Consider the following 13909-nt stretch of genomic DNA (forward strand, 5'->3'; position numbering starts at 1 on the left):
ATGATCCTCCTAAAATGTTCTTCCGTAAATGTTCTGGCTCATATAACGTTCGCTCGAATCAGCAAAAACGGTCACGATGTGGCTTCCGGGCTTTGCCGTTTCGGCTTCTCTCATCGCCGCTACAAACGCTGCACCAGAGGAACTGCCGACAAGCAATCCTTCTTTTCTCGCCAACTCTCCAACTGCTGCAAATGCTTCTTTATCTAAAATCGTATGGATGGAATTGAAATGTGAACGGTCCATGTAATCCGGCAAAAACTCCATGCCGATGCCTTCTGTCAAATGCGGTCCTGATTCGCCGCCGTTGATGGTTGAGCCTTCTGGTTCCACAATGACGGTTTTGATCGCTTCGTTTTTGGATTTCAGGAATTTGGATGTTCCAGCGAATGTACCTCCGGATCCTGCCCCTGCCACAAACACATCGATATTGCCGTCAAGCGCTTCCCACAGTTCCGGCCCAAGCGTCCGGACATACGTATCCGGATTTGCCGGATTGGAAAACTGCGACGGTGAAAAGGCATTCTGCTGCTCGGCCAGTTCGTTGGCTTTCGTAATGGCGCCTTTCATGCCCAGTTCAGTCGGCGTATTGATCACTTCTGCGCCAAGCGCACGCATCAAGGCCTGTTTTTCCTGGCTGAATTTTTCCGGCACCACAAACTTCACATGATAGCCTTTGCCGATTGCCGCAAGCGCCAAGCCGATTCCGGTATTTCCGGCAGTCGGTTCGATCATCGTCCCGCCCGGCTTCAAGACTCCCCGGCGTTCCGCGTCCTCAATCAAAGAAACACCCAGGCGGTCTTTCACACTGCCGCCTGGATTGAAAAATTCTAATTTAGCAAAGATGCGGCAATTGTTCGGAATGTCGACATGCGTCAATTCCAATAAGGGTGTATTGCCAATCAACTGCTGGATTTCGGTTGCAAATTTCATGCCCATTCTCCTTAAACAGTTTCTTCGGCAAATACTTGGCGCCACTCATCTTTTTTCGCCAGCATTTCACGCGCCAATTCTTTTGCACCTTCTAAGCTGTGGCTCGCTGCCCAGCCGCATTGCACTTCGTTGCAGGCCGGCACTTCGTCCGCTGCAATGACATCTTTTAATGTGTTTTCCAAAATGCGCAAAATGTCTTCGAAATCATCATGGTTAATAACAGACAAATAATACCCTGTCTGGCAGCCCATCGGCCCGATATCAATGATTTGGTCTGAATGGTTGCGGCTATGTTCAGCCATCATATGCTCAAGCGAGTGAAGCGCGGGCATATCCATATGCTCTTTGTTCGGCTGTTTGAAACGGATATCGTATTTGCGGATGGTGTCGCCGTTAGATCCTGTTTTTTCCCCTGCTAAACGTACATATGGTGCTACCACTTTCGTATGGTCCAGATTGAAGCTTTCTACATTCATTTTTTTCATGAATTTCGACTCCTTATAAGTTGATTTTAATTTCCAGATTCCAGCAGCCAGCTTAACGGCCGCTTTCGCTTTTCTTTGTGTCCAGTTTTGACGCCTAGCCCCTCGAGTCGCTTCAGACTTACCTGCGATGGCAAAGTGCGCCATCACCTGCAAGTCTTCCAGCGCTTGTCGGAGCTGGACAGGCGCCTCAACCTTTCTTTGTCCAGACTCCATCGGCCAGATTCTCGGGACATAAGCCAACTTGGCTGTGCGGCAAAGAGCGCCGCTTCGCCAATCTGTCTTATGCCTTTCGAATCTTAACGGCCGATTTCGCTTTTCTTAGTGTCCAGTTTCGGCGCCTAGCTCCTCGGATCGTAAGCCACTTTGGCTATGCGGCTGAAAAGCGCCGCTTCGCCAAATCGTCTTACGCCTGTCGGAGCTTAACGAGGCGCCTCAACCTTTCTTAGTCGCGTCTATTAACCAAACATACCCGTTCAGTTGGGTGAACTCAACTGAAAAGCCTGCCGCTTCGATTAATTCTTTCATGGCCGGCAATGTGGTGTAGTATTCCCGGTTCAGATCTTCCACCAGGTTAACATATCCGCGCGATGCTTCAAAATCCACTTTCTGCTGTTTGGCTTGGAGCGATTCAAATAATGTATCTGCGAATACCACTTTCCCGCCAGCCGGCAATTTTTCTGCGTACAAACGAAAAGCCTGGGCTTTTTCTTCATCTGTTAAATGGTGGAAAGCATAGGTGCTGACAAAAGTCTTCGCTCCAATTTTATCATCAAACTGAAGAAAATCCCCGTCCACCAATGTTAAATCGGGAAGTTTTTCTGCGGTTACTTCGCGCATGGCTTCGTTCGGCTCGATGCCTGTCACTTGAAGCCCGCGTGCCAGCAATTTCTCTGTAAGATTTCCTGTGCCAACTCCGAATTCCACTACCGGGCTGATGGCTAAATCAGCCACTGCTTGCAATATTTCATCGTATTTCACGAAAACATCTTCATATTCTTTATCTTTTCCATATACTGAGTCGTCGTATGTGTGAACCCATTCATCAAATATTTCTACGAATTCGCGCCCCATTTTAAATGCCCCTTTTGGATACTTATATTTATAAAACCAATAGCCTTACTAGGTTTTATTTATACCATATTTAAGAAGGCGTTTCAACTTTCTGAAACGCCTTCTTAAATTTTTAGAACGGGCGGGATGTTGTCTTTTTTATCAATAATTTTCTTAAGCAGCCGTTCAAATTGCGGCAATGAAATTTGTACGATTCTGCCCGTCAACAAAGCGACTGCGACTGTGCCAACGCCGACCGGTCCACCGAGCAGCCAGCCGACCAAAGCGACAGTCACTTCAATGCCCGCCCGGACGACGGTTATGCTGAGGCCGGTCTTTTCGACAAGGATCAGCATCAAGCTGTCACGCGGCCCTGCTCCGATCCGCGGCGAAACGTAAAGGCCGACGCCATAGCCGGAAATTGTGATACCAGCAAGAAAAATGAGGATTTGGCCGACCAGCGTTTCAATATCCGGGATGAGCCAGTTGAATATATCGATAAAAATTCCGACCAACAGCATATTCAAGAATGTGCCGATTTGAGGAATCTTCCGCGTAAACAGCATCGTCGAAACGATTACTGCCAAACCCACGATAATGGCCCATGTACCGATTGTTAAGCCAAAATTTTTATAAAGGCCGACATTCAATACATCCCAAGGGCTGATGCCGAGCTTATCTGCTTTGATGATCATCGTAAATCCTAAAGCCAAAACAATCAGGCCGCTAATAAAAAACAGCCAGCGGTAAAAAAATGCACGCCCCATTGCCATCCTTCTTTCTATTATGTACTAATAAAAAGCCACCCATTCCCAAAAGAACGGATGGTTTTTATTCCTGCTTATTCAACTGTGACAGCGGCATAGCGCCCACGGGTCACTTCAATCAAGTCAGCAGGCGACAATTTCAACTGCATGCCGATTTTTCCTGCAGAGACGATGATGTCTTCCAACTCTTGCGCTTGTTCAGCGACAAACGTCGGAAACAGCTTCTTCATGCCGAGCGGCGAACAGCCACCGCGAATATAGCCGGTCAATCCCAGAATGTCTTTCACCGGCACCATTTCAATCTTTTTTTCACCAGCCGCTTTTGCTGCAGCCTTCAAATCAAGTTCTTCTGCTACCGGAATCACAAAGACATAGTTCTGTTTTGAGCTGCTGGCAGCGACCAAGGTCTTGTAGACGGTTTCCGGCGGATACCCGATTTTAGCCGCCACTGAAACGCCGTCAATCTTGCCGTCTTCCGGATCATATTGCAGCACTTCGTGCGCAATTTTCTCTTTATCAAGTATTCGTGCTGCGTTGGTTTTCGCGATTTTTTTCGCCATGGGCTACACCTCTATCTGATCTGCATGCCATTAGCATAGCACCATTTTCAGAATCTTTCTATTCGTTCTGCCCCAATAATTTCTTCAATGCATCCGCCATCGCGGTATTCACCGGCGCATCATCTTGCTTTTTCAAGTATTGATTGACGTCTTTTTTCGTCGCTTTTGATTTACTCGCATTGCGGCGCTTTTCAAAAGCCGACAATTTTTCACGATGTCCGCATTGGCAGGCGAACATTTTGCCTTCCCCTTCGCCGCGCATTTCCATGCGCTTGTGGCAAACCGGGCAGCGGGCATTTGTCTGGACCGCCACTTGTTTTTTGTAGCCGCATTCGCGGTCTTGGCAGACGTACATTTTGCCGCGTTTGCCGTTGACTTCCAAAAGCGGCTTGCCGCAATCCGGACAGGTTTTGCCGGTGACGTTGTCGTGCTTGAATTTCTTATCGCTTTTCTTGATGTCCGACACAGATTTCTGGGCGAACGCAATCATCTCTTTCATGAACTGCTCTTTTTTCATTTGCCCTTTGGCGATTTTATTGAGCTGCTGCTCCCAGTCTGCTGTCAGTTTCGGCGACTTCAAATCTTCCGGCACGAGTTCAAGCAATTGGCGGCCTTTTGAGGTAATCGTCAAGTCTTTGCCTTTTTTCTCAATCAGGAAGGTATTGAACAATTTGTCGATGATGTCGCCGCGCGTCGCAACCGTTCCGAGTCCTCCGGTTTCACCGAGCGTCTGGATCAATTCTTTGGATTCGCCTGCCATAAATTGCGCAGGATTTTCCATTGCGCCAAGCAGCGTTCCTTCATTGAAGAATGCCGGCGGCTTTGTTTTGCCGTCTGTCAGCGCGATGCCTTTGATGTGAAGCTTCTGCCCTTTTTCAAACGGCGGCAATGTCGTGTCGCCGTCTTCATCGTCGTCATTGTAGACGCGTTTCCAGCCTTCGTTGCGGATCGTATTGCCTTTGGTCTGGAAGGTTTCGCCGCCCGCTGTGATTTTCACCGTCGTCTGATCGTATTCGTACATCGGGTAGAATACCGCCAGGAAACGTTTGACGATCATGTCGTATAGTTTATGCTCTTTGTCCGATAAGTTATGGAGCTGCGGCGTTTCTTCCGTCGGGATGATGGCATGGTGGTCGCTGACTTTATTGTCATCGATCACGCCTTTTTGCGGAGCCACCGGCGTTTTCAGGATCGTCGCTGCAAGCGCGCGGTACGGGCCGACCTGCACGGCTTTGATGCGGTCTTTCAGCGTGTCTCTCATATCGGACGTCAAATGCTTCGAATCAGTCCGCGGATATGTCACGATTTTATAGCGCTCGTACAAGCCCTGCAGCGTGTTCAGCGTTTCTTTCGCCGACCAGCTATAGCGCTTGTAGGCTTCTTTTTGAAGTTCCGTCAAGTCGAATAAAGGCGGGGCCGGCTGTTTTTTCGGCGTGACTTTCACGTCAGTGACGGTGCCTTCATGCGTATTGTTCAGCTTGTTGAAGAGCTTGTCGATTTTTTCTTTATCGAACGACTGCGTCGAATTGCCGTCGGTCCAGGTGAATGCAGCTTGGTCCGTAATCGCCTGCATGCCATAATACGGCTTCGGCTGGAAGTTGCGGATCTGCTTTTCGCGTTCGGCAATCATGGCAAGCGTCGGCGTCTGCACGCGTCCGGTCGATAATTGCGCATTGTATTTCACTGTTAGTGCGCGCGTCGCGTTGATGCCGACGACCCAGTCCGCTTCCGCACGGGCAACCGCTGCCTGGAACAGGTTCTCATAGGCTTTGCCGTCTTTCAAATTGTTGAAGCCGTCTTTGATCGCTTTATCGGTGACAGACGAAATCCACAAACGCTTAATCGGCTTGCGCGTTTTCGTTTTCTCCAAAATCCAGCGCGCGACAAGTTCCCCTTCGCGTCCGGCATCGGTCGCAATGATGACTTCATTGACGTCGCTGCGGTTTAATTGTGCCTTTACGGCATTGTATTGTTTCATCGACTGTTTGATTGGCACCAGTTTGAACGGTTCCGGAATGATCGGCAAGTTCTCCATTTTCCATTCCTTGAAGTCGTTGTCGTATTGTTCCGGCTGTGCTTGCGTCACCAAATGGCCGAGCGCCCACGTCACGATATACTGTTTGCCTTCCAAAAATCCATTGCCTTTTTGTGAACATCCGAGCACGCGCGCAATATCACGCGCCACGGATGGTTTTTCTGCTAGAACTACTGATTTCAATTTATTCACCCTCATTTCGTATAGCGTATATTATAACACCTTCCGGTTTGGCTGGCTTTTCGTGGGGGTTAGAGGTGTGAAAAGCGTATTTCCTAGATAACGGGGCGTATTTTAACCTTTACTGTGCGTATTTTTCGATAACCGAGCACATTTTAACCTTTATCGAGCGTATTTTACACTGACAAAAAATCCATTGATATTCACCTGCGAAAAAGGTATTATATCTTCAATTCAAATGAAAGGATTGATGTCTTTGCATATTATTGAAAGGCGGCGCCCTTATCGGCTTATTTATCAGCAAGCACTGTTGGCACGCACTTCGCCGTCGCACAAAAGCTATCCACTATTAAAAGAGAAAGTCCGAAGACGTGCAGCCGGATTCGCCGGCGAAATCCAGTTTGATCGAGTTTGTGGCGAATATGGAGAGGAGATGCAATTTAGATTAATCCCTGATTTCAAGACGGCTACACACCAAATTGATGCCATCTGTATTTTCCCTTCTTTTATTGCCATAGTAGAAGTCAAAAATATTAGCGGCCATATTCATATGGATGGAACGAACAGACAGTTTTTCCGCATATTAAACGGAGTTATGACTGGCATGACAAACCCTGATGATCAGCTTTACCGGCACGAAAAGTTGGTTCGCCGTTTGATTGGCGATAAAGTGCCGATTATTGGCATTGTTGTCTTTACGAATTCTTCAGCCATATTGGAAATAAAAAATATCAAACGAAGAGTCATTCATCTCTCCGGTCTTCCATTTGTATTTGATGAACTGGTTTCCCGTTATCGAACCTCCCCCACAATCGAAATAGAACATTATTTCAACTCTCTCTTATCTATGCAACCCCCATTGCAAATCCATACTCCGCCTTTAATTTCTTATCCTCTTTTAGAAGGCGTTTTCTGCCCTGACTGCCCCTATACTAAAATGAATTATTCCCGCAACTTTTGGCGCTGTCCCTTATGCGCAAGAAAACAAGCAGATGCTCACTTATTGGCACTGCAGGATTACCGGCTGCTAATTGGCTCTACTATATCGAATTTAGAATTCCGGCGGTTTACTGGCATGCAGTCCCGCACAAATGCATGGGCTATCCTTCAAAGCTGCGGATTTCAGAAAATCGGCAATAAGAAAAGTCGGCGCTATGTAATTCCTGAAATGGACCTTCGAAAAAGTTCGGATTAGGCTTTAAAAGCGTATTTACAGTACAACTGTGCATATTTTAACCTTAATCGAGCGTATTTCTTTATAACCGAGCATATTTTAACCTTTACCGAGCGCAATTCCAAAAAACCAACAAAAAAACCTCCCGCGGGAGGTTTTTCTTCTGCTATTTAAGGATTATCAATCGTTTCCTTTGATAAATTCTGGCTCATTTCAGCGTATTGGACGAAAACGCGGGCCAATTCGCGCAAGCGGTCGTGGACGTCTTCGTTGATGATCGTGTTCGTGTCATCGAAATGGCTCGTGTGCGTGTAGACGTAGTTCGGCGTCACGAGGCAGCGGAAGTAGTCGAGAATCGGCTTTAGCTGGTTTTCGATGACGAGATGGTGCTGATAGGTGCCGCCGTTTGCAACGATTGATACCGGTTTGTAGCGCATCGTGCGCGGATGCAGCATATCGAATGTGTTTTTTAAGACGCCTGGAATCGAGCCTTGGAAAATTGGTGTGGCGATGATATAGCCATCCGCGGTTTCAAAGCGATGGACGATTTCCTGCATGTCCTTGTTGTACTCGCCGAGTGGCCGGCCATCGACAAACTGGTGCTCGTAATCAGCCAGGTTCAACATCACAAGCTCCATATCCGGATTAAAATCTTTGATATAGGTTTGCACCTGTTCCAAGATGGCCCCCGTTTTTCTCCCAATAATTGTGCCGTCCACCAATAAAATCTTCATAAGACAAATCCTCCTCAAATGCGTATCTGCTTGGCCATAAAGCGAACAGCCTATAGCCTTGTTGTCTTTATCATAGCAAACCGGGCTGCCAAATACGCACCGATACGCTTATTCGGAAAAGATTTCATTCTTTAGGCTGAGTTGCCGTTTTCAACCGGCTGGTCTCCAGTTTCTCCTGAATCCGGATTTCCTGATGCGCCGGCGGGGAAAAGCTGACGATGGTGTCCCCCGTTTTCGGTTCTACTGCCATGCCGGTGGTAAAGAATTCGATTTTCCCTTGTGCGCGCTCTACGAACAAAGGAATCGTACCGTCTACGGACCTCTCTTGGAAATCCGTGTATGTGTACTGTTCGGTCAATTGCGTTTTCCGCATGGCGTATCCTTCTTCTGCTTTTGCTTCAAGTGCATGGATATTCCATTCCGCTCCGAACAAGGTTCTGCCGCTGAGCGAAGAGTGGAAATCCTTCGGGTCGCCTTTATGAATCGCCGTCTGGAACAAGTGCGTCCGCCCGAGCTCCGGCACGAAATTATTGACCACCAAGGAATTATACGAATCCGTATCGGTGGCGACAATCATTGTTTCATATGGCGTCAGATCAATTTCGTACTCGGTGTGTTCCGACAGGATTTCACCGGCAAAACTTGGCACTCCCGCCTGGCGCGCAAGCTGCAGATTGCCCCACGCCGAATCGATGATCAATACGTTTTTATTCATGCTCTGCAGCATTTTTCCAAGCCGCACCGCGAACCGGCTGCTGCCGACAATCAAAATTCCCGGTTCCACGGATGAAGCAAGGCCCAACTTTTTGCCGAGCCAGCTAATGGAAAAGCCGTGGGCGATGACGGTCGAAAAGACTAAGGCAAAAGTCAGCGCCGTTAACAATTCTGCGTCTTCAAAGCCTGCGTCAAGCAAAGTAGTGGCGAAATAACCGGATACGGTCAACGCAACAATTCCGCGCGGCGCGATCCAGCCGATTAAAGTCTTTTCCTGCACCGTCAAGTCGGTGCCGATCGTTGAAAGCCAGATCGACAGCGGCCGGACCACAAAGAGCATCGCCAGCACAAAGGCAATGATGCGCACATTAAAGATTTCAATCAGGACGTCCAAGCTGAGTGAGGCGGTCAGCATGACGAAAATGCTGGAAATCAGGAGCACAGAAATGTTTTCTTTGAAATGGCGCATTTCATTGATGGATGTAATGTTCATATTGGCCATCATGATGCCCATTGCGGTAACGGCGAGTAAGCCCGTTTCATGCATCACGATATCCGAGACGGTGAACACCAATAGCACAACGGCAAACACCATCGGCGATTTGAGGAATTCGGGAATCTGCCCTTTTTCGAACATCCGCCCCATTCCCCATCCGACGCCCAGTCCAAGCAGCACGGCAAACAGCGCCGCTAAAAAGAACAGGCCAAATGCAGCAGCTGATTCTTCACCCATGGCGAACAATACGAATTGAAAAGCAAACAAAGCCAGCAAAGCGCCGAACGGGTCGACTACGATGCCTTCCCATTTTAAAATGGCTGCAGGACGTGCCTTCAGTTTCGCCTGCCGCAATAAAGGCAGGATTACGGTCGGTCCGGTCACGATAAACAAACCGCCGATGACGAATGAAACCGCGAGCGATAAGCCAGCCAGATAATGGGCTGCAAGCGATCCGGCAATCCAGGCGATGAAAGCGCCGAATGTGACAATCCGCCAAACCGGCTTGCTGAAGCTTTTAATTTCCTTAAAGTTTAAATTCAAGCTTCCTTCAAATAAAATAATTGCTACCGCTAAGGAAATCAGCGGATTGAATAAATCGCCAAAACTTTCTGATGGCGAAATGATGCCGAGCAGCGGCCCTACAAGAAGGCCCGCAATCGACATTAGGACAATCGCTGGCAGCTGCAGGCGCCACGCAATCCATTGCGACAAGACGCCAAGGAACAGCACCAGCATTACATCAAATAATAAAGAATCGATAACAGCAATCCTCCCTTTCACAACTTTTGGTGAACTTTTTCTATGCCTCAAACTTATTTGACCATTATAGAGGGTTTTCCGTTGATATGAAAAGCGAGAACCGAGCCGTCAGGTATTTAAAAATTTGGTTTATATGGTACAATGGAAAAAAATCTAAGGGTGAATCTAGTGAACAGACAGGAAATTGAGTTTGAAATTGCTGATTTGAAGAGTGACTATGTCCGCCACCAAGGCGATATCGAGAAACTCGAAACAACTGGACATGCACGGATGGTAGAACAAGCGGAAGAGCGCTTGGAGAAAATGGAACAACGTCTTGCGGAATTGAACAAAAAACTCGCGGAACTGTAGCCCGCGAATTTTTTTTTGCGTTTCCCCCTTTGTCTCTTATCCCTCAAAGACCTACGTTTTTCTAAATGATCAGCTATAGCGGCCGCTTCCGCTTTTCGTTGTTGTCCAGCTGCAACGCCTAGCTCCTCGGGTCGTAAGCCACTTTGGCTGTGCGGCTGGAAATACGCCGCTTCGCCAAATCGTCTTACGCCGGTCGGAGCTGAACAGGCGCTTCCGCTTTTCTTATTGTCCAGCTGCAGCGACCAGATTCTCGGGGTCATAAGCCCCCCCGGCTGTGCGGCAAAAATCGCCACTTCGCCGGTTCGTCTTATGCCCGTCGAATCTACACGGCCGCTTCCGCTTTTCTTTAGCACTTATACTTTTTAAAATATGGAGGAATACTATAAATGAGTTTATTAACAGTAGAGAATTTAAGCCATACGTTTGGCGACCGCACGCTTTTCAATGATGTGTCGTTCCGTTTGGTTGAAGGCGAACATGTGGGCCTTGTCGGGGCAAATGGCGTCGGCAAATCCACATTGATGAACATTTTGACTGGAAAAATCATGTACGATTCAGGCCGCGTCGAATGGCAGCCGAAAACGCATTACGGCTATTTGGATCAGCATACACAATTGACGCCTGGACGGACGATCCGTGAAACGCTTCAAGATGCGTTCCTTCCGCTTTATAAAAAAGAAGAAGAATTGAACAACATCGCCATGCAAATGGGCGAAGCTGACCCGGACCGCCTGGAAGAGCTGCTGGAAGAAATGGCTGAAGTGCAGGACGCACTCGATGCCGGCGACTTTTACACGCTTGATGTGAAAATCGAAGAAATTGCGCGCGGCCTTGGCCTTGATGCAATTGGCCTTGAGCGCCCGGTTGAAGCCTTATCCGGCGGACAGCGTACGAAACTGCTTCTTGCGAAATTGCTTTTGGAAAAACCGAAAGTCCTTTTGCTCGATGAGCCGACCAACTACCTGGATGAAGAGCATATCCAATGGCTCGTCAACTATTTGAAAAACTATCCGCATGCGTTCTTGTTGATTTCGCATGATACGGAATTCATGAGCAGCGTAACAGGCGTTATTTTCCACTTGGAATTTTCCCGCCTGTCCCGCTATACTGCGACTTACGAAAAATTTATCGAGCTTGCAGAATTGGCGAAAAAGCAGCATTTGGACGCTTATGAACGCCAAGCCGATATGATCAAAAAAACCGAAACCTTCATTGCGAAGAACAAGGCCCGCGCTTCTACTACAGGGCGTGCAAAATCACGCCAGAAACAATTGGACCGCATGGACCGCATCGAAAAACCGGAAATCGCGGCCAAACCGCAGTTTTCTTTCAAAGAAACCCGCAGCCCAAGCCGTTATGTAGTCGAAGCGGAAGCTTTGACGATCGGCTACGACAAACCGCTTCTTCCGCCGCTTACGTTCATGATTGAACGCGGTGAAAAAATTGCGTTAGTCGGCATGAACGGCGTCGGGAAATCGACTTTGCTGAAAACCATGCTCGGCAAGATCAAACCTTTGGACGGCGATGTGCTGCGCGGCGAATATTTGACTCCAAGCTACTTTGAGCAGGAAGTCAAAGCACCCACACATACGCCGCTTGATGAAATCTGGTCTGCTTATCCAAGTTTGGACCAAGGCCAAGTGCGCGGCGCCCTTGCCCGCACTGGTTTGAAAAACGAACACATCTCCCGTTCAATGTCACAATTAAGCGGTGGCGAACAAGCCAAAGTCCGTTTATGCAAATTGATGATGGAAGAAAGCAACTGGCTGATTTTTGATGAGCCGACCAACCACTTGGACATTGATGCGAAAGCAGAATTGAAACGTGCGATGCAAGCCTACAAAGGCACCATCGTCCTTGTCAGCCACGAACCTGAATTCTACGAAGGCTTGGCGACAAAAGTCTGGAACGTTGAAGAATGGATCAACGCCGGCAAACAATCCTTATAAGAAAATGCGAAACGGCCTCTCCTTTTTACAGGAGAGGCCGTTTTTTTATTGCCCTATTAATAAGTCGTCAGCTTCAGGATTTTCTGTACGCCGTAGACGCCGCGCTGCCAGAAAGAAAAGCCGTCCTGGTATTCTTCTACGTCTAAAGTGTACAGGGCATCTTCATTGTTCCACAGACGATCGAAATAAGCATCCATATTTCCCACCAGTTCACTGTCGTTCGGTGCGATGATGCGAATGTCGTTCTCCAAGTTATAATCAGCTAATGCACGTTCCGTAAAATTGGCCGCGCCTCCCAAGATATAGCTTTCTTCCTTGGTCTTGATCATGATTGTTTTTGTATGGAATTGGCTTTCTGTCGTGTTGTACCATCGGACTTTCAGATTTCCATTCGCTTCTTCATACATTTCATTGACAACTGGGCGATTGGGAAGCCCCGTTTTTTCTGTCCCGAAGGCGTTTTCGTTCGGGTCCAATACCATACGGACATCCACACCGCGGTTAGCCGCTTCTTTCAAAGAATCGACCACTTCGCTTTCGGCGAGGTAAAACATGGCAAGCCAGATTCTATCGCCTTTTTGCGCTTTATCGATATCTTTCAGCAGCGCATCGAATATTTGCCGTTCGGTCAGGTATTGCGCAGCATATTGCCCCTGCCCCTCTGCCGCTTCTATTCGCGGCAGCTTAGCAGGTCCGCCGGAAAACTGGACAACGGCTTCTTCTGCTTCAAGCATATCATTGATGATAGGGCCGCTGACCTTGAAAGCCATATTGCCATGAAAACCGCTCGCATTGTGCGGATTTGCGGAACTGATAATGGCTTCTTTTTCCGTGATCAACGCTTTGCGGTGATTGGCTTTGATGTTCATCATTTCCATGTAGGAAGCAAGCGACAATTTCGGTGCATCGCTCGACATGCCATTCGGAATCCACCCGCGGCTGTCGACATCAAACCACTGGAAAAGCACCCGGTAAAATCCCGAGTACAGCGGAGTCGAGTCCCGCAATTGATCAAGATCCGTAATGACCACCTCAACACCTGCCTCTTCCAACGTGCCAAGCAGCTGGCTTTCATACGAACCATAGCCTGTATTTAACGGATCCGTTATAAAAAAGATGGGCATGTCCGGATTTTCTTGTTTTTTCTTCAATAAATGATCGGTGAGCATTTCTGAAACAGCTGGAAAATCAATTTTCTGGTCATTGTAATTATCAAATAAGAAAAAATCCACGACGATAAATTCTTCCGCTTCGTCAATGGCTTTGTTAATCTCATCAAAAATCTCCAGTTCGTGTTTTAGGTCTGCCCCTTTATTATCTTGGGCATACGAGAGGTCATAGAGCATCTCCACATCTTCCAATTGGTGCAGCTCTCCGGCAAACGAAATACCCGGCGGCAAAGGTTTGAATGTATGCCACACAATAACCGCTATGTACAACAAAGCGAGGATGCCGGCCGTCCCCAACACAATCCGCTTTCGCTTGCTCCATCCCTCAAATCTCTTTCTTATCATGAATACTTCCCCCTCGCTTTTATTATAGCAAGAAGAAATAGAAAGAATTTCTTTTTTTATTGGAATAAAAAACCAGCTGAATAGACTGACATAGCGATTTGAGACACATATAAAACACCTTTATTAGGCTGCTTGCGCCCCAAATTCCTTGGGTGCCAGGTAGCCTAATTTTTCGAGAATCCGGTCTTCGTTGTAGTAGCGCATATAT

Annotated in this window: 13 protein-coding genes; 3 read left to right on the forward strand and 10 right to left on the reverse strand. The window is 47.8% G+C overall.

Annotation, left to right across the window (positions count from 1 at the left end; genetic code table 11):
• Positions 1-9: 9 nt before the first annotated feature.
• The 6 genes from HU147_RS13345 to HU147_RS13370 form a co-directional block, all read right to left on the reverse strand.
• Positions 10-930, reverse strand: coding sequence for a PLP-dependent cysteine synthase family protein (locus HU147_RS13345; protein ID WP_224076713.1), 921 nt, complete (start codon positions 928-930; stop codon positions 10-12).
• 11 nt (positions 931-941) lie between these two features.
• Positions 942-1415 carry an S-ribosylhomocysteine lyase gene (locus tag HU147_RS13350; RefSeq protein WP_224076714.1) on the reverse strand — a complete coding sequence of 158 codons (474 nt, stop codon included), beginning with the start codon at positions 1413-1415 and terminating at the stop codon, positions 942-944.
• Positions 1416-1847: 432 nt separating this feature from the next.
• On the reverse strand, positions 1848-2486 hold the full coding sequence (locus HU147_RS13355) for a class I SAM-dependent DNA methyltransferase (RefSeq protein WP_224076715.1): 639 nt from the start codon (positions 2484-2486) through the stop codon (positions 1848-1850).
• Between the two features lie 104 nt (positions 2487-2590).
• Positions 2591-3232: a YczE/YyaS/YitT family protein gene (locus HU147_RS13360; RefSeq protein ID WP_224076716.1), complete on the reverse strand. Its 642-nt coding sequence runs from the start codon at positions 3230-3232 to the stop codon at positions 2591-2593.
• 74 nt (positions 3233-3306) lie between these two features.
• Positions 3307-3792: a Cys-tRNA(Pro) deacylase gene (gene ybaK / locus HU147_RS13365; protein ID WP_224076717.1), complete on the reverse strand. Its 486-nt coding sequence runs from the start codon at positions 3790-3792 to the stop codon at positions 3307-3309.
• Between the two features lie 58 nt (positions 3793-3850).
• The gene (locus HU147_RS13370; RefSeq protein WP_224076718.1) at positions 3851-6025 is read right to left on the reverse strand and encodes a DNA topoisomerase III; all 2175 of its coding nucleotides are present in this window, start codon (positions 6023-6025) and stop codon (positions 3851-3853) included.
• Between the two features lie 220 nt (positions 6026-6245).
• Here HU147_RS13370 and HU147_RS13375 point away from each other — a divergent pair, with 220 nt between their 5' ends.
• Positions 6246-7202: a nuclease-related domain-containing protein gene (locus HU147_RS13375; protein ID WP_224076719.1), complete on the forward strand. Its 957-nt coding sequence runs from the start codon at positions 6246-6248 to the stop codon at positions 7200-7202.
• 149 nt (positions 7203-7351) lie between these two features.
• On the opposite strand, the gene HU147_RS13380 is transcribed toward HU147_RS13375, so the two are convergent.
• Both HU147_RS13380 and HU147_RS13385 read right to left on the reverse strand, forming a co-directional pair.
• On the reverse strand, positions 7352-7915 hold the full coding sequence (locus HU147_RS13380; RefSeq protein WP_224076720.1) for an NADPH-dependent FMN reductase: 564 nt from the start codon (positions 7913-7915) through the stop codon (positions 7352-7354).
• Positions 7916-8039: 124 nt separating this feature from the next.
• Positions 8040-9863: a cation:proton antiporter gene (locus HU147_RS13385; RefSeq protein WP_224076730.1), complete on the reverse strand. Its 1824-nt coding sequence runs from the start codon at positions 9861-9863 to the stop codon at positions 8040-8042.
• A gap of 165 nt (positions 9864-10028) precedes the next feature.
• Between HU147_RS13385 and HU147_RS13390 the strand changes: the two genes are divergently transcribed.
• Both HU147_RS13390 and HU147_RS13395 read left to right on the forward strand, forming a co-directional pair.
• Positions 10029-10238: an SE1832 family protein gene (locus HU147_RS13390; protein ID WP_263427850.1), complete on the forward strand. Its 210-nt coding sequence runs from the start codon at positions 10029-10031 to the stop codon at positions 10236-10238.
• 386 nt (positions 10239-10624) lie between these two features.
• A complete protein-coding gene (locus tag HU147_RS13395) occupies positions 10625-12187 on the forward strand; it encodes an ABC-F family ATP-binding cassette domain-containing protein (RefSeq protein WP_224076722.1) in 1563 nt (520 codons plus the stop codon).
• 56 nt (positions 12188-12243) lie between these two features.
• Here HU147_RS13395 and HU147_RS13400 read toward each other — a convergent pair whose 3' ends face one another.
• Positions 12244-13701 carry a phospholipase D family protein gene (locus HU147_RS13400; protein ID WP_224076723.1) on the reverse strand — a complete coding sequence of 486 codons (1458 nt, stop codon included), beginning with the start codon at positions 13699-13701 and terminating at the stop codon, positions 12244-12246.
• Positions 13702-13824: 123 nt separating this feature from the next.
• Complete coding sequence (locus HU147_RS19595) at positions 13825-13905, reverse strand: hypothetical protein (protein WP_369075686.1); 81 nt, start codon at positions 13903-13905, stop codon at positions 13825-13827.
• Between the last annotated feature and the right edge of the window lie 4 nt (positions 13906-13909).

Source organism: Planococcus chinensis (genome assembly GCF_020071995.1).
Taxonomy (GTDB): Bacteria; Bacillota; Bacilli; order Bacillales_A; family Planococcaceae; genus Planococcus; species Planococcus chinensis_A.